Origin of the sequence: Streptomyces sp. NPDC006743 (assembly GCF_040703815.1) — a bacterium.
Taxonomy (GTDB): domain Bacteria; phylum Actinomycetota; class Actinomycetes; order Streptomycetales; family Streptomycetaceae; genus Streptomyces.
Genome location: NZ_JBEYJA010000001.1, coordinates 355090 through 370071, shown reverse-complemented (window position 1 = coordinate 370071; position 14982 = coordinate 355090). Strand labels below are relative to the sequence as shown.

The 14982-nt window shown below is 72.6% G+C and carries 13 protein-coding genes; 5 read left to right on the top strand and 8 right to left on the bottom strand.

Going from position 1 to position 14982, the window contains the following annotated elements:
* Positions 1-244: 244 nt before the first annotated feature.
* Both ABZ719_RS01535 and ABZ719_RS01530 read left to right on the top strand, forming a co-directional pair.
* Complete coding sequence (locus ABZ719_RS01535) at positions 245-1687, top strand: aldehyde dehydrogenase (protein WP_366723229.1); 1443 nt, start codon at positions 245-247, stop codon at positions 1685-1687.
* Between the two features lie 147 nt (positions 1688-1834).
* Positions 1835-3409 carry an MDR family MFS transporter gene (locus tag ABZ719_RS01530; RefSeq protein ID WP_366723228.1) on the top strand — a complete coding sequence of 525 codons (1575 nt, stop codon included), beginning with the start codon at positions 1835-1837 and terminating at the stop codon, positions 3407-3409.
* Positions 3410-3514: 105 nt separating this feature from the next.
* Here the strand turns inward: ABZ719_RS01530 and ABZ719_RS01525 are convergent, their stop codons facing one another.
* From ABZ719_RS01525 to ABZ719_RS01495, 7 genes are all read right to left on the bottom strand, one after another.
* The gene (locus ABZ719_RS01525) at positions 3515-4585 is read right to left on the bottom strand and encodes an iron chelate uptake ABC transporter family permease subunit (RefSeq protein WP_366723227.1); all 1071 of its coding nucleotides are present in this window, start codon (positions 4583-4585) and stop codon (positions 3515-3517) included.
* Positions 4582-5586 carry an iron ABC transporter permease gene (locus ABZ719_RS01520; protein ID WP_366723226.1) on the bottom strand — a complete coding sequence of 335 codons (1005 nt, stop codon included), beginning with the start codon at positions 5584-5586 and terminating at the stop codon, positions 4582-4584. The genes ABZ719_RS01525 and ABZ719_RS01520 overlap by 4 nt, the downstream gene beginning before the upstream one ends.
* A gap of 138 nt (positions 5587-5724) precedes the next feature.
* On the bottom strand, positions 5725-6774 hold the full coding sequence (locus tag ABZ719_RS01515) for an iron-siderophore ABC transporter substrate-binding protein (protein ID WP_366723225.1): 1050 nt from the start codon (positions 6772-6774) through the stop codon (positions 5725-5727).
* 398 nt (positions 6775-7172) lie between these two features.
* Complete coding sequence (locus ABZ719_RS01510) at positions 7173-8297, bottom strand: hypothetical protein (protein ID WP_366723224.1); 1125 nt, start codon at positions 8295-8297, stop codon at positions 7173-7175.
* A 199-nt stretch (positions 8298-8496) separates the two neighbouring features.
* On the bottom strand, positions 8497-9762 hold the full coding sequence (locus ABZ719_RS01505; RefSeq protein ID WP_366723223.1) for a cation:proton antiporter: 1266 nt from the start codon (positions 9760-9762) through the stop codon (positions 8497-8499).
* Between the two features lie 4 nt (positions 9763-9766).
* On the bottom strand, positions 9767-10237 hold the full coding sequence (locus ABZ719_RS01500; protein WP_366723222.1) for a TrkA C-terminal domain-containing protein: 471 nt from the start codon (positions 10235-10237) through the stop codon (positions 9767-9769).
* Positions 10238-10430: 193 nt separating this feature from the next.
* Positions 10431-11192 carry an NPP1 family protein gene (locus tag ABZ719_RS01495; RefSeq protein WP_366723221.1) on the bottom strand — a complete coding sequence of 254 codons (762 nt, stop codon included), beginning with the start codon at positions 11190-11192 and terminating at the stop codon, positions 10431-10433.
* A 197-nt stretch (positions 11193-11389) separates the two neighbouring features.
* Here ABZ719_RS01495 and ABZ719_RS01490 point away from each other — a divergent pair, with 197 nt between their 5' ends.
* Positions 11390-12610: a cytochrome P450 gene (locus ABZ719_RS01490; protein WP_366723220.1), complete on the top strand. Its 1221-nt coding sequence runs from the start codon at positions 11390-11392 to the stop codon at positions 12608-12610.
* A 26-nt stretch (positions 12611-12636) separates the two neighbouring features.
* Positions 12637-13656, top strand: coding sequence for an alpha/beta hydrolase (locus ABZ719_RS01485; protein WP_366723219.1), 1020 nt, complete (start codon positions 12637-12639; stop codon positions 13654-13656).
* Positions 13657-13745: 89 nt separating this feature from the next.
* Here the strand turns inward: ABZ719_RS01485 and ABZ719_RS01480 are convergent, their stop codons facing one another.
* On the bottom strand, positions 13746-14546 hold the full coding sequence (locus tag ABZ719_RS01480) for a GNAT family N-acetyltransferase (protein ID WP_366723218.1): 801 nt from the start codon (positions 14544-14546) through the stop codon (positions 13746-13748).
* A gap of 137 nt (positions 14547-14683) precedes the next feature.
* Between ABZ719_RS01480 and ABZ719_RS01475 the strand changes: the two genes are divergently transcribed.
* Entirely contained in the window at positions 14684-14950 is a 267-nt protein-coding gene (locus ABZ719_RS01475; protein WP_366723217.1) for a hypothetical protein, read from the top strand.
* The last annotated feature ends 32 nt before the right edge of the window (positions 14951-14982 follow it).

Below are 14982 nucleotides of genomic sequence, written 5' to 3'. Positions count from 1 at the left end.
GGCGATGCTCGCGATGCTCGCGCCGGGGTCGGCGGCGAGCATCCGCGCCCCCGTGGTCAGGACGGCTTCCAGGTTGCGTGCTGCGTCGGCTCTCATTCCCTAAAAGTACCTCCACTGAGGCTTCTGATTCCTTCACTAGTCACACCTATGCGCTTCTAACGACAAGAAGTGCTACAGTCTAGTGACAGATAAGCGATCGACCGCGGGATCACCGATCTCACGGGACCTGAAGGAGCGGATTGTGATGATCACGTACGACCGGCTGTTCGTGGCGGGTTCCTGGACCGAGCCGAGCGATCCGGAGCTGCTGGAGATCCTGTCGCCCCACGACCGGTCGGTGATCGGGCGGGCGGCGCAGGCGCGGCCGGCGGACGTGGACCGTGCGGTCGCGGCGGCCCGGGCCTCCTTCGACGCGGGTGTCTGGTCGACGGTGGCGCCCGCGGAGCGCGTGGCGGTGCTGCGCCGGTTCAACGCGCTGCGGGAGGAGAACGCGGAGCGGATCGCCGAGCTGATCTCCATGGAGAACGGATCGGCGCTGTGGTTCACCCGCGCGGGCCAGCCGGGCCTGACCCGGCAGGCGAACGCGTACCTGAAGGCGGCCGAGGAGTTCGGCTGGGAGGAGACGCTCACGCCGTCGGACCCGGCCTCCCCCTTCCGCAGCGTGGTGCGCAGGGAAGCGGTGGGCGTGGTGGCGGCGGTGATCCCCTGGAACTCACCGTTCTCCTCGGCCACCTCGAAGATCATCCCGGCGCTGCTTGCGGGCAACTCGGTGGTCCTGAAGGTGTCGCCCGAGAACTCCCTGAGCATGGGCTTCCTGGCCGAGCTGCTGGAACGGGTCGGGCTGCCGGAAGGCGTGGTCAGCGTGCTGCCCGCCGACCGGGAGACCAGCGAGTACCTCGTCTCGCACCCGGACGTCGACAAGATCGCGTTCACCGGCTCGACGCGGGCCGGGCGCCGGATCGCCTCCATCGCCGGTGAGCAGCTCAAGCGCGTCTCCCTGGAACTGGGCGGCAAGTCGGCCGCGGTGATCCTGCCGGACGCCGACATCGACAAGGCGGTCGCGGGCGTGAGGTTCGGCTCGCTGCTCAACAACGGCGAGTCCTGCATCGCGCAGACCCGCATCCTGGCCCCGCGTGAGAAGTACGAGGAGGTCGTGGCCGGCCTCAAGGAGCTGGTGGAGTCCCTCAAGGTGGGCGACCCGAACGACCCGGACACCTTCATCGGCCCGATGATCCGCCCCGACCAGCAGCAGCGGGTGCGCGACTACATCCGGATCGGCATCGAGGAGGGCGCCCGCCTGGTCACCGGCGGCCCGCAGGTCCCCGAGGGCCTGGAGAAGGGCAACTACGTCACCCCGACCCTCTTCGCCGACGTAGACAACTCCATGCGCATCGCGCAGGAGGAGGTCTTCGGCCCGGTCCTGGTCGTCATCGCCTACGACGACGAGGACGAGGCCGTCCGCATCGCCAACGACTCCGAGTACGGCCTGTCCGGCGGGGTGTGGTCCGCCGACGAGGCCCACGCCCTGGCCGTGGCACGGCGGATCCGGACCGGAACCGTCACCGTCAACGGCGCCTCGATCGGCTTCGACGGCCCCTTCGGCGGCTTCAAGGCCAGCGGCATCGGCCGCGAGTACGGCGCCGTCGGCCTCGGCACCTACACCGAGTACAAGACCGTCACCGTCTGACCCGTCCGGGACACCCGCGGCGCCCTCCCGGACACCCTGCGGCGCGCGGCCGGACCGGACGACACCTCCGGCCGCGCGCCCCCCACACCTTCCGGTCCCTCACCCCGTCCCTCACACCTTTCCGCTCCCTCCCCGAAAGATCCTCCGATGTCCAAGGCACAGCAGTCGCCCGCTCCGAGAACCCGCGGTGTCGCCGCGGCCATGAGCGCCCTCATCCTCGCGGTCCTCCTCGCCGCCCTCGACCAGACCATCGTCTCGACCGCACTGCCCCGGATAGCCGAGGACCTGTACGGGTTCGACGACATCGCGTGGGTGAGCGCCGCCTACCTGCTCGCGTCCACCGCGGTCACCCCGCTGTGGGGCAAGCTCGGCGACATGTTCGGGCGCAAGCGCCTGTACCTGGCCTCCACCTCCGTCTTCCTGATCGCCTCCGTGGCCTGCGGTCTGGCGCAGAACCTGCCCGAGCTGATCGCGGCGCGCGCACTGCAGGGCGTGGGCGGCGGCGGCATGATCGTGCTGACCTTCGCGCTCGTCGGCGACATCGTCGCACCCGGCGAACGCGGCCGGTACCAGGGCATGTTCGGCTCCGTCTACGGTGTGGCCAGCATCGTCGGTCCGCTGCTCGGCGGCATCTTCACCGACCAGCTGTCCTGGCGGTGGGCCTTCCTGATCAACCTGCCCATCGGTGTGGTCGCCCTGGTCATCGCGGCCCGCGTGCTGCCCGCCGGCGCCAGGGGGGCCAAGGCCCGTATCGACTACCTCGGTTCGCTGGTCCTGGCCGCCATCGCCACCGGCATCGTCCTCGTCACCTCCTTCGGTGAACGCTGGGGCTGGACCTCCCCGGCCATCCTCGGGCTGATCCTCGCCACGGTCGTCCTGGCCGCGGTCCTGGTCCCCGTCGAGCGGCGTGCCGCCGCCCCGGTCCTGCCGGTGACCATGCTCACCTCCCGTACCGTGGTGTTCTCCTCACTGATCGGTTTCGTGGCCAACGCCGCCATGTTCAGCGTGCTGGTCTACCTGCCTACCTACCTCCAGGTCGTCGACGGTGTCTCGGCCACCCTGTCGGGTGTGCACCTGCTGCCGCTCGTCGTCGGCCTGGTCGTCAGCCAGTCCCTCGCCGGCCGCTGGGCCGCCCACGCCGGGCGTCTGCGCCTGATCCTCGTCTCGGGTCTGCTGGTCAACCTCGCCGGGCTGCTCCTGCTGGGCACCATCGGCGCCGCGACCGGCACCGTCCTGCTCAGCGTCTACTTCCTGATCACCGGTGTCGGCATCGGCATGGTCCCGATGGTCGTCCTGACCACGGTGCAGAACACGGTCCCGGCCGCCGACCTCGGCGCGGCGAGCGCCGTCGTCACCTTCGCCCGGTCCATCGGCGCGGCCTTCGGCGTCGCCGTCTTCGGAACGCTGCTCTCCACCGGCTTCGCCCACGGCACCCGCGCCCTGCCCACCGGCGGCGGCTTCGACCCGTCCCGCCCGGACACCATCGCCCACCTCCCCGCCGGGCTCCGCGACACCGCCCTGGACGCCTTCGCCCACGCGACGAGCACCGGATTCCTGTGGATCGCGCCCACTCTCGCGGTCGGCACCGTCCTCGCGCTCGCGCTCAAGAGGTCCCGGGACACCACGGTCCAGGCGGACACCACGGTCCAAGCGGACACCGGGGGCCAGGCGGCCGGGAGCGCCCCCGCGGAGAGCGCCGACGACCGGGTGGCGGTCTCCTGACCGGGCACACGCCCGCCGACCGGGCACACACGCCACCTGACGACACGGCACAGCAAGCGGGACCGGACCCTCGGGTCCGGTCCCGCTTGCTGTGCGTGGGAGGGATCAGGACGCGGCGCCCTGGGACCGCCTGCCGGTGCGGGCGATCAGCCACATCAGATAGGGGGCTCCCACCGCGGCCGTCAGGACGCCGACGGGAAGCTCCACGGGATGGAAGAGGCGGCGGGCCAGCAGGTCGGCGACCACGACGACGAGCGCGCCCGTCAACGCCGAGGACACCAGCGGGATCTGGGAGGTCCGGGTGAGTCTGCGGGCGATCTGCGGGGCGAGCAGGGCCACGAAGTCGACGGGGCCGGTGGCCCCGGTCGCGACGGAGGTCAGGACCACGCCGAGCGCGGTGAGCCCGAGCCGGACCGCGTTCAGGCGGATGCCGAGCGCGCGGGCGGTGTCGTCGCTCAGCGCCGCGCCACGCTGGGCACGGGCCGCCCACACCACCGCCGGGACGGAGCAGAGCAGGACCAGGGCGAGCGGCGCGGCCTGGTCGTAGCCCCGGCTGTTGAGCGAACCCGTCAGCCAGACCTTCGCCTGCTGGGCCACCACGACATCGCCCTTGGTGAGCACCAGCTGGGTCAGCGAGCCGAGCGCCACCGACACCCCGATGCCGATGAGCACGAAGCGCGAGGCATGCAGCCCGCGCCGCCACGCGAAGACGTACACCAGCAGCGCGGCACCGAGCCCGCCCGCGACGGAGACGTAGGGCAGCGCGTCGTACCGGACGAGGCCGAAGCTCATCGCGGTCACCGTGGCCAGTCCCGCCCCGTGGGTGACGCCGATGACGTCGGGGCTGGCCAGCGGATTGCGCGCGACCGTCTGGATCGTCGCGCCCGCGATGCCGAACGCGGCGCCCGCGAGCAGGCCGACGACCAGGCGCGGCAGCCGCAGCGTGCCGACGACGAGTTCGTCGGGGCTGGGCTGCCCGAGCACCACGCGGATCACCTCGCGCGGCGCGGTGAACGACTCACCCGTGCACAGGTACGCCACCGCCGCGCACGCCAGCAGGACGGCGAGGCCGGCCGCGACGAGCGCCGCCCGGCGGTGCACGAGGACGCTGGCGCGCCGGGCGCGCAGCACGGTGTGTCCGGCCGGGGCGAAGGAGGCCGGTCGGGTGCGGTTCACGCGGCCACCGCCGCACGGCGTCGTACGAGGGCGATGAGGAACGGCACGCCGATCACCGCGGTCATGACGGCCACCGGGACCTCCGAAGGGGGGAAGACGACGCGGCCCAGCACGTCGGAGCAGAGCAGCATCACCGGCCCGAGCAGGGCCGACAGCGGCAGCACCCAGCGGTGCGAGCTGCCGACCAGCGCACGGGCCAGGTGCGGGACGGCGAGGCCGGTGAAGGCGATCGGGCCGACCGCCGCCACCGCGGCGCCGGTCAGCACGGTGGCCGCCAGTGCGCCCAGGGCGCGCACCCGGACCACGTGGTGGCCGAGCGCGCGGGCCGCCTCGTCTCCCAGGGCCAGGGCGTCCAGACCGCGGGCGAGCACGACCACCAGCACCGCACCGGCCAGCAGGAACGGCCAGACATCAAAGACGACCTCGCCGCCGCGCCCGTCGAGTGAACCGACCTGCCAGAAACGGAACTCGTCCATGACATGGGCCCGGGTGGTGGCGACCGCGGAGACCACGGAGGCGAGGAAGGCGTTCATCGCGGCGCCCGCGAGGGCCAGTTTGACGGGGCTCGCCCCGCCCCGGCCGCCGCTGGCGACGGCGTAGACGGCCACGGCCGCCACCACCGCGCCCGCGAACGCGAACCAGACGTAGCCGCCCGTGGTGTGCACGCCGAAGAAGGCGATCGCGCACACCACCCCGGCCGCGGCGCCCTGGCTGACGCCGAGGACGCCGGGTTCGGCGATAGGGTTGCGGGTGACGCCCTGCATCACCGTCCCGGCGAGGGCGAGCGCGACGCCCACCAGGACGCCGAGGACCGTGCGGGGCACCCGCAGCGCCCGGACCACCTGCGCGTCGTCGCCGGTGCCGCCGTGCAGCAGGGCCTGGAACACCGTGGCGGGGGCGATCTGCCGGCTGCCGACCGCGAGGCTCAGCAGGACGGCGCCCAGCAGCATGACCGTCCCGGCCAGCAGCCAGGCCGCTCGGCGGCGGTTGGGGGGCGACATGGGCCGCGCTCACTCTCTCTCGTCAGCGGTCTTTCACCGGCGGTCTCCCGTCGGCGGTCTCATGCCCGGTGGCCCCCGCCGCCGGTGGTGCCGCCGCCGGTGGCCGAGCCGGTGAGCCGGTCCGCGCCTTCGTCCGGCTCAGGCCGTCAGGTACTTCTGGAGGTCGTCCAGGACCGAGTCGGCGGCCGTGACCCCCAGTCCGAGGTACCAGGTCTCGTCCGGTACGTCGTAGGCGTGGCCCGCCTTGACCGCCTTGAGGTTCTTCCACAGCGGGTTGCCCCGGGCCTTGCTGCGGGAGGTGGCGTCCGGGTTGCCGTAGACCCCGCTGAAGATGCAGTCGGCGTCGGCCTTGTCGATGTTCTCGGCGCTGATCTCGGCGGCGAGGTCGGCGATGTCCTGGTTCTTCGGACGCGGAACGCCGACGTCCTTCAGGATCGTGCCGATGAACGAGTCGTTGCCGTACAGCCGGATCACCCCGTTGGGCATGTAACGCACCATGGACACGGTCGGCTTGTCGGCGCCGAGCTTCGCACCCAGGGCCTTGGCCCGCTTCTCGTAGGCGGCCAGCGCGGCCTTGGCCTGGGCGGTGCGGTCCAGGGCCGCGGCGTTCAGGAGGTAGTTCTGCTTCCAGGTGAAGCCGGGCCGGATGGAGAAGACGGTGGGCGCGATCTTCGACAGCTCGTCGTAGGAGTCGGCGGCACGCAGCCGGCTGCCCAGGATGAGGTCCGGCTTGAGGGCCGCGATGGCCTCCAGGTTGAGGCTGTTGATGGTGCCGACGCTCTTCGGCGAGCCCGCTCCCTTCAGGTACGAGGGCAGGTGCGGGGACCCTTCGGTGTACGCCACGCCGACCGGCTCGACGCCGAGGGAGACGACGTTGTCCAGCTCGCCGACGTCCAGGACGACCACCCGCTCGGGGCGCTTGGCGAGTTCGGTGGTGCCCATGGCGTGCTTGATGGTGCGCGGCCACTGACCGGGCTTGGCGTCCGTGCCCAGCGCGGCGGTCTGCTCGGCCGCGCTGCCGAAGTCCTTGCCGCCCTTGGCCACCGACTTCGATCCGCCGCCCCCGGTGCTCGAGGAGCTGGAGGAGGAGTTCTCGCCGCCGGCGGAGCCGCTGCCGCACGCGGAGACCGACAGTGCGGCGACGACAGCGAGGGCGACGGCGACGGGGGCGCGGCGGCGAAGGGACATGTGCACTCCGATGAGGACGGGTGAGCAATAAGTAAGGATAGGCTCACCTTACAGGACCTTCCGGGTCCGTCATGAGGAGCCTGTGCCCTCTCCTTCGCACTCCTGCCCTTCCCGCTGCCGTGATACGCCGTGCTTCCTCCAACTTCCCTCGCACCGGCCCAAGTTCAGGGTCGGCCGGCCCGGCCCGGCGGGCCCGGTGACATCGCGTCCGGGCCCACCGGGGCGTCCGGGACCCAGAGCTGCGGACAAAAGGAGCGCCCGGCTCGCGACGCCCGGCACGCACGCTCGCGGGCGTTGCCGAAAGGCTCTGACAGCTCCGCCACGAGGACCTTCCGGCGCCTTGCGATCGCACCACCGGACACCGCGAGCTGACCGGACTCCCCTTTTGCGCACAGCTCTCAGGCCTTGGCCGGTTCCGGCTGGGGCTGGGCCTGGGTCTGGGCCTTGACGGCCGGGGCCTGCTCGGCGGCGTCGTTGGCCGTGTAGAAGACCGACGTGCCCTGCTTGCTGCGGTGGGCGTGGTTCTTGGCCACCAGCCCTTCCAGCGTGGTGCGCACGACGGTGGTCTTGATGCCACGGTCGGGATGGGCCTGACCGAGGGCGGTGGCGACCTCCGCCGCCGAGCGCGGCTCCTTCTGCTCGCCGAGGTGACGGCGGACCAGTTCGACCAGCGTGGGCTGGCCGGCGGCGGACTTGGCACCGGCCGACTTGGCGGCCGTGGACTTCGCGGCCGCCGGCTTGCCGGCGGTGGTGGCCTTGGCCGCGGCCGGCTTCGCCGCGGCGGACTTCTCGGCCGTCGCGGACTTGGTGACCGCCGTGGACTTCTCGGCCGTCGCGGACTTGGTGACCGCCGTGGACTTGGCGGCTGTCGCGGGCTTCTCGGCCGCCGTGGACCTGGCGGTCGCCGTGGCCTTCTCGGCCGTCGCCGGCTTCTTGCTCTCGGTGGCGGTGCCGGCGGCGGCCTTCTTGCCCGCCGCGGCCTTGCCCGCCGCCGGCTTGGCGGCGGCGGACTTGGCCGAGCCCTTGGCCGTACCCGTCTTGGCGGTGCCGGTCTTGGCGGCGCTCGTCCTGGCCGCGCTGGACTTGGCCGTAGTGGCCTTGGCGGTGGCCGTCTTGGCCGTAGTGGCCTTGGCGGTGGCCGTCTTGGCGGTGGCGGCCTTCGGGGTGGCCGTCTTGGCGGCGGCGCCCGCCTTGGCCGTGGCCGGCTTGGCCGCGGCGGACTTGGCGGTGCTCTTGCGGCGGGGCGCGGGCACCGTGCCGGTGCTCGTGCCCGCGCTCGCCCCGGTGTTCGCGGCAGGCGCCACGGCGGGCGCCTGCTGGGCCGCGGACGTGCCGTTCTGGGCGAGCGCCTGCCGCATGTTGACCAGCACGTCGTGGTCGCGCCGCAGGATCGACAACTGCTCCTGCAGCGAGGCGATCTCGCCGCTGACGCGCTCCTGCTCCTTGAGGTTTCGCTCCAGGTCACCGGTCACCTGGGCGGTGTACTGCGATGCCAGATCGCGTGAAGCGGTGGGTTCAGGCATGGTGTCGGCCTCTTCTCGTGTTGCCCCGGTCGGCTGGGACGCCACTTGGCGTCGAATTGTGGATTATGGGCCATGTGGCTGGTGGCAGCGTAGTGGATGGTGCGAGGAGCGGGCTTTCACAGTTGACGGGTCGCCCTCCGCGGAAGGTGTCTCGACCGTTCCCCAGGACGTGGTCGACATGCCTTCCGGCGGCCCGGGGTCAGGACGGACCGGCGGTGTCCTGCCGGTGTTCCACCGCACCGCGCGGCGCCGGGACGGACGCCTTCGCGGTGTCCTGACGTGTGGGTTCCGCGGGCTCCTCCGGCTGCCGCGCGCGGATCAGGCGCAGCGCCAGCGGCTCGGTCCAACGGGCGGTCAGCGGGCCCATGATGACGAGGATCAGCACATACGCGGTGGCCAGCGGGCCGAGCGAGTCCTCGGTCCCCGCGGTGACGGCGAGCCCGGCGATGACGATGGAGAACTCACCGCGCGCGACCAGCGTGCCGCCCGCCCGCCAGCGGCCCTTCACCGAGACACCCGCCCGCCCGGCCGCCCAGTAACCGGTGGCGATCTTCGTCAGGGTGGTCACGGCCGCCAGCGCGAGGGCGGGCAGGAGGACCGGCGGGATGTCCGCCGGGTCGGTGTGCAGGCCGAAGAAGACGAAGAACACCGCGGCGAACAGGTCGCGCAGGGGTGCGAGCAGATGGTGTGCGCCCTCGGCGACCTCACCCGACAGGGCGATGCCGACCAGGAACGCCCCCACGGCGGCGGAGACCTGGAGCTGCTGGGCGACACCGGCGACCAGCAGGGTCAGGCCCAGCACGACCAGCAGGAGCTTCTCCGGGTCGTCACTGGAGACGAACCGGGAGATGTGCCGGCCGAAGCGCACCGCGAGCAGCAGCACCAGTCCGGCGACACCGAGGGCGATGGCCAGGGTGACACTGCCCGCCGCCAGACCGCTGCCCGCGAGCAGCGCCGTCACGATCGGCAGGTAGACGGCCATGGACAGGTCCTCGAGGACGAGGATGCTCAGCACCACGGGGGTCTCGCGGTTGCCGAGCCGGCCCAGGTCGCCCAGCACCTTGGCGATGACGCCGGAGGAACTGACCCAGGTGACACCGGCGAGCACCACGGCCGCCACGGGCCCCCAGCCCAGCAGCAGCGCCATGAGGGCACCGGGCAGCGCGTTGAGCGTGGCGTCGACGAGACCGGCCGGGTACTGGGTCTTCAGGTTGGAGACCAGGTCGCTGGCCGTGTACTCCAGGCCGAGCATGAGCAGCAGCAGGATGACGCCGATCTCGGCGCCGATCGCGACGAACTCCTCACTGGCCCCCAGCGGCAGCAGCCCGCCCTCCCCGAAGGCCAGCCCGGCCAGCAGGTACAGCGGGATGGGTGAGAAGCGCAGCCGCCCGGCGAACCGGCCGAGCAGTCCGAGTCCGAGGAGGATCGCGCCGAACTCGATGAGGAAGACAGCGGTCGAGTGCATGTGCTCACTCCCGCCCGAGTATTCCGGCGGCGGCGTCCACGCCTTCCAGGGTGCCGATGACGATCAGCACGTCACCGCCGGCGAGCCGGAAGTCGGGGCCGGGGGAGGGCACCGCCTCGGCCCGGCGCAGCACGGCCACGATGGACACCCCGGTCCGGGTGCGCATCTGCGTGTCGCCGAGCACCCTGCCGTTCCAGTACGAGGTGGCGGACAGGGTGATCCGCTCGGCCACCAGTCCCAGTTCGGTGGTCGACAGCAGGTTCGGACTGTGGTGCGCCGGCATCAGCGCGTCGATGAGGCTCTCCGACTCACCCGGTGTCAGCCGCACCGACAGCGCGCACGCGTCGGCGTCGTCCTCCCGGTACGCGCTGAGCGTCCGGGTGCCGTCCCGGTGGGCCACCACCGACAGGCGGCGTCGCTCGCGGGTCGTCAGGTCGTAGCGCATGCCGATGCCCGGCAGCGGTGTGTTGCTCATGCGTGCAGCTCCCACGCTTGTCTCCCTCACTGGTCCCATGCGGCTTGACCATTTCTTTGCCAACCGCCCGGGACACCCTAACGACCGCCTCCGCCGCGCGGCGAGGGCGGTCGCCGCGCGGCGGAGGGACGGACGGGGTGGGCGGGGGAGGGAAGTGTGGGAGCGGGGGCGAGGACGTGCCCCGGCCGGACTCTCAGGCGTTCGGGTCTAACGGGATGCCGGCGGGCATGGAGTGGGCGAGCGCGTACGCGAAGTCGCCGTCCCTGATCTTGATGGTGGCCGCGCCGAAGTCCGCGCCCATCAGCTTGTCGCGGAAGCCCGCGGGGTAGCCGTTCCACCCGACCAGCCGCGGGTAGAACCAGCCGCCCGTGACGTTCTCGGGGGGTTCGTCGTTGCTCCCGGCGAACCGGAAGCAGTGCGTGGAGATGCCGTCCTTGTGGTAGACGATCTTGGGGTGGGTGCCGTCGAACCGCACCGACGAGGCGGACGCCACCTGGTATCCGGAGTGCTGGGACACGGAGACGTACTTGACCTGGTTGCCGTTGATCCAGACCACGACGTGCTCCCAGTCGTGCGTGTGCCCGATCGCGGCAGGGCCGAGGGTGGCCTGGTCCTTCTCGAAGTAACTGGCGTACATGACCGCGCACCAGCCCTGGTCGCACTTCTCCCGCGAGTAGGTGTTGGCGTTGGCCAGCTGGACGTAGTCGTGGCAGTGGCCGTTGACGTCACCGCCCAGCCGCAGCCCCGGGTTGAGGGTGCCGTCGGCACCGATGGCGGCCGTGGCGTAGCAGCCGTCGCCGTCGTAGTCGTAGGCGGGCGAGAAGGTCTGTTCGAGGCCGTCGGCGTTCTGCGGCAGCAGCGTGAGGACGGCGGCGTCGGCGTGGGCGGGGAACACCAGGGAGACCAGGGTCAGCACACCGAGCAGGGAAAAAAGCGGGACGCACCGTCGGCGCATGGGGGGAGTCCTCCCAACTGGCTTGTGGGGCAGGTGAGTTGGTGCACCATCAAGCTGGCACAGGGCGGTGGGCGGTGCAAGGGTGCCCGGAAGTTCCGACCCGCCCGGCGGGACGCGGGCGCTTAAGGTTTCTCCTGAAGCATGTTTGTATGGCACATGTTTGTGTCAGGTGTCCGCGTACTCTCAGCAGAAGGAACATGCACATGACTTCGTCTCCCCCCGCCTTCCCGGCCGGCCGTACGGCCGGATGCCCCTTCGACCCGCCCGCGCTCTACACGGAACTGCGGCAGCGGGAGGCTCCCGCGCGGGTGCGCATCTGGGACGGGAGCACCCCGTGGCTGGTCACCCGCCACGACGACCAGCGCGCGGTGTTAGCCGATCCCCGTTTCAGTGCCGACCCCTCCCGGCCCGGCTTCCCCTCGCCGAGCGCGGGTTTCAAGGCCCAGGGGGCCGCGGAGATCCAGGCGTTCGTCACCCAGGACGACCCCGAGCACGCGCGTCAGCGACGGATGCTGGCCGGGCACTTCACCGTCCGGCGGGTGGCCGCGCTGGCCCCCCGGATCCAGGAGATCATCGACGGTCTGCTGGACCGCATGGAGGCCGCCGGCCCTCCGGCCGACCTGGTCGAGGACTTCGCGCTGCCGATGCCCTCCCTGGTCATCGGGGAACTGCTCGGGGTGCCCCGCGAGGACCAGCCGCTGTTCCAGGACGCGGCCCGCGCGATGATCGCCCGGGACAGCACCGTCGACGAGTTCACCGCCGCCCGCTCCCGACTCGCGTCGTACCTGCGCGAGTTGATCGCCTCCAAGGAACGGGCGCCCGGCGACGACCTGCTGAGTTCCCTGGTGGTGGAACGGGTGCGCGGCGGCGAACTCGACTCCGCCCTCCTCGTGGAGATCGCCGTGTCCCTGCTCGTCGCCGGGCACGAGACGACCGCCAACATGACGGCGCTCGGCACCCTCGTGCTCCTCGCCGACCCCGCCCGGCTCGCCGTCGTCCGCGACAGCCGCGACCCCGCCCGGGTGGCGTCCGCCGTCGAGGAGCTGCTGAGGTACCTCACCATCACGCACAGCGGACTGGCCCGTGTCGCCACCGAGGACGTGGAGGTCGGCGGCCGGCTGGTCCGTGCCGGTGAGGGAGTCATCCTGGCCAACGCCGCCGGCAACCGTGACGCGGCCGTCTTCACCGACCCCGACCGCTTCGACCCCGCCCGCGCCGACGTCCGCAGACACCTCGCCTTCGGACACGGCGTCCACCAGTGCCTCGGGCAGAACCTGGCCCGCACCGAACTGCAACTCGCCTACCCCGCACTGCTGCGCCGCTTCCCGGACCTGCGCGTCGCGGTCCCCCACGACGCCGTCGCGTTCAAACACGACATGCTCATCTACGGCGTCCACGAACTGCCGGTCACCTGGTGACGAGGCCCCCGCACGGAAAGGAACACATGCACCACCCCCGCACCCCCCACCAGGACCACTCCGCTCCCACCGGTCCGCCCGTCCCCTTCGACCCCGAGCTGGCGGCCTTCCTGGACGGCCCCGCCGTTCCCCCCGGCGCCGAGCCGTCCTCGCCCGCCGACGTCCCCCGCTGGCGGGCCCTGCTCGCCGCCACCTCCCCCGACCCCACGGACGAGGAACTGAGCGACGGCGGCGCCTTCGACGTGCACGAGCGGAGCGTGCCGGGCCCGGCGGCAGCCCCCGGCGTCCCGCTGCTCATCGCCCGCCCCGCCGCCCTGCGCGAGGGCGCCCCCGTCGTCTACCACCTGCACGGCGGCGGCATGATCGGCGGGACGCACCGCACCGGACTCGCGGGCGTGCTGCGCGAATGGGCGGCGCCGCTGGGCGCGGTGGTGGTCTCCGCCGGGTACCGTCTCGCGCCCGAGCACCCCTACCCCGCCGGCGTGGAGGACTGCTACGCGGGCCTGGAATGGGTGGCCGGGCACATCGACGGGTTCGGCGGCGACCCGCGGCGGATCGTGGTGGCCGGAGGCAGCGCGGGCGGCGGACTCGCCACCGCCGTCGCCCTCATGGCCCGTGACCGCGGCGGTCCCGCCCTCGCCGGTGTCCTCGCCATGTGCCCCATGCTCGACGACCGCAACGACACGCACTCCGCCCGCCAGATGACCGGCCGCGGCGTGTGGGACCGGCACGCCAACGACGTCGGCTGGACCTGTCTGCTGGGCGAGAGGCGGGGCACCCCCGGCGTCCCGCCCTACGCGGCGCCCGCCCGCGCCACCGATTTCGCAGGGCTGCCGCCCTTCTACATCGACGCGGGCGCGGCCGAGACCTACCGCGACGAGGACGTGGCCCTGGCGGCGTCCCTCTGGCAGGCCGGCGGCGACGCCGAACTGCACGTCTGGTCGGGCGGCTTCCACGGCTTCGACCAGATCGCCCCGGACACCGCCGTCTCCCGGGACGCCCGCGCGGCACGCGTGCGCTGGCTGCGCCGCGTCCTGGCACGCTGACCCGCCCCGGCAGCGTGCGCGGGGGGCGCGTGCCGGGGTCCCGTGGCCGGGCTCCGTGCGCGGGCCGCGCGCTCACGCTCCGTGCCGGGTCAGGCCTTCAGCGCGTAGAAGTGCATCGGGGAGTTCGCACGGAAACCGATGCGCGGGTAGACGGGCGCGCCGGCGGCCGTCGCGTGCAGGGTGGCGCGGGTCAGGCCGGTGGCCCGCGCCCCCTCGTGCAGCGCCTTGCGGGTCACCGCCTCGCCGTAACCGCGGCGCTGCCAGTGGGGGTCCGTGGCGACCAGCGCCACGAACAGCCGGCCGTCGGCCTCCAGCGCCGCCGCGCACGCCACCGGCACTCCGTCGCGCAGCGCCAGGTACGCGTACGCGTCGTCCTTCCACAGCGTGGAGCCGAGGAGCCCGTCGCGGCCGTCCTCCAGCGGGAAGCCGTAGGCACGCGAGTTGAGGTCCGCGTACGCCCGGAGCTGGTCGTCCGTGGTCACCCGTGCGAAGGTCAGGTCGGGGTGGACCGGATCGGGCAGCGGGAGGACGTCCCCGGCCATCCCGGTACCGGGGAAGGCGGGTGCGAGCCCCGCCCGCCCGGCCGCCGCCGGCAGCGCCTGACGGGCCCCCTCGTCGAGCAGGTCCTCGAAGACCCACAGGAAGCCCGGGTGCTCCTTGCCCCGCATGACGTCCGCCGCCCGGCCCAGCCGCTCGGCCAGGAGGTCCGCGTCCGCGCCGACGTCCGTCAGCGTGACGCAGTTCCAGAAGGCGAACCGGCAGTCCGCCCAGCGCACGGCGACACCGGGTAAGTCGCGTACGTCCGCCCCGGGATCGCGGTCGAGCACCATCATGCGCCACACGGCCGCGAGCTGCTCCATGGATTCGACCGACTCGGCGAGATCCGCCACTGTCCCACTCCCTTGCCTCGACGTGCGGGAATCGTCCGAGTACAACACGGCCACCGCCCGCGCCGCGGTTCACCACGACGCCCCCTTCGGTCCACCGGCAGGCCCCGATGTCAGTGGTGGCTGCGACCCTGTCGCGTATGGACGAGCAGGACTTCATGCGGGGCCGGGTCTACGGCGCCGACCACGAGGACGCGGCGCCCCGGCCCGGGCGCCGCTACGCGCAACTGGTGGCCGGGCCGCTGGACGGCCTGCTGCTGGACGTCACCGACCGGCCCGCGCACACCCGCGCGGACAGTGTCGTCCTGCCGACGGAGATAGGCAGGTACGGCCCCGGCGGCCGGACGGTGTACGCGCCCCGCCCCGCCGACCCCGGCCGCTTCGACTGGCGCGGTGACCTGCCCTGATCGGGCGCGGGCCGGCCGCCGGCGCACCCGAC

What these genes read in the sequence shown, in the direction of transcription:
- ABZ719_RS01485 (WP_366723219.1), top strand. Translation starts at nt 12,637, where the DNA reads ATGCACCACCCCCGCACCCCCCACCAGGACCACTCCGCTCCCACCGGT.
- ABZ719_RS01500 (WP_366723222.1), bottom strand. Translation starts at nt 10,237, where the DNA reads ATGAGCAACACACCGCTGCCGGGCATCGGCATGCGCTACGACCTGACG.
- ABZ719_RS01495 (WP_366723221.1), bottom strand. Translation starts at nt 11,192, where the DNA reads ATGCGCCGACGGTGCGTCCCGCTTTTTTCCCTGCTCGGTGTGCTGACC.
- ABZ719_RS01510 (WP_366723224.1), bottom strand. Translation starts at nt 8,297, where the DNA reads ATGCCTGAACCCACCGCTTCACGCGATCTGGCATCGCAGTACACCGCC.
- ABZ719_RS01490 (WP_366723220.1), top strand. Translation starts at nt 11,390, where the DNA reads ATGCACATGACTTCGTCTCCCCCCGCCTTCCCGGCCGGCCGTACGGCC.
- ABZ719_RS01530 (WP_366723228.1), top strand. Translation starts at nt 1,835, where the DNA reads ATGTCCAAGGCACAGCAGTCGCCCGCTCCGAGAACCCGCGGTGTCGCC.
- ABZ719_RS01505 (WP_366723223.1), bottom strand. Translation starts at nt 9,762, where the DNA reads ATGCACTCGACCGCTGTCTTCCTCATCGAGTTCGGCGCGATCCTCCTC.
- ABZ719_RS01535 (WP_366723229.1), top strand. Translation starts at nt 245, where the DNA reads ATGATCACGTACGACCGGCTGTTCGTGGCGGGTTCCTGGACCGAGCCG.
- ABZ719_RS01475 (WP_366723217.1), top strand. Translation starts at nt 14,684, where the DNA reads ATGGACGAGCAGGACTTCATGCGGGGCCGGGTCTACGGCGCCGACCAC.
- ABZ719_RS01515 (WP_366723225.1), bottom strand. Translation starts at nt 6,774, where the DNA reads ATGTCCCTTCGCCGCCGCGCCCCCGTCGCCGTCGCCCTCGCTGTCGTC.
- ABZ719_RS01520 (WP_366723226.1), bottom strand. Translation starts at nt 5,586, where the DNA reads ATGTCGCCCCCCAACCGCCGCCGAGCGGCCTGGCTGCTGGCCGGGACG.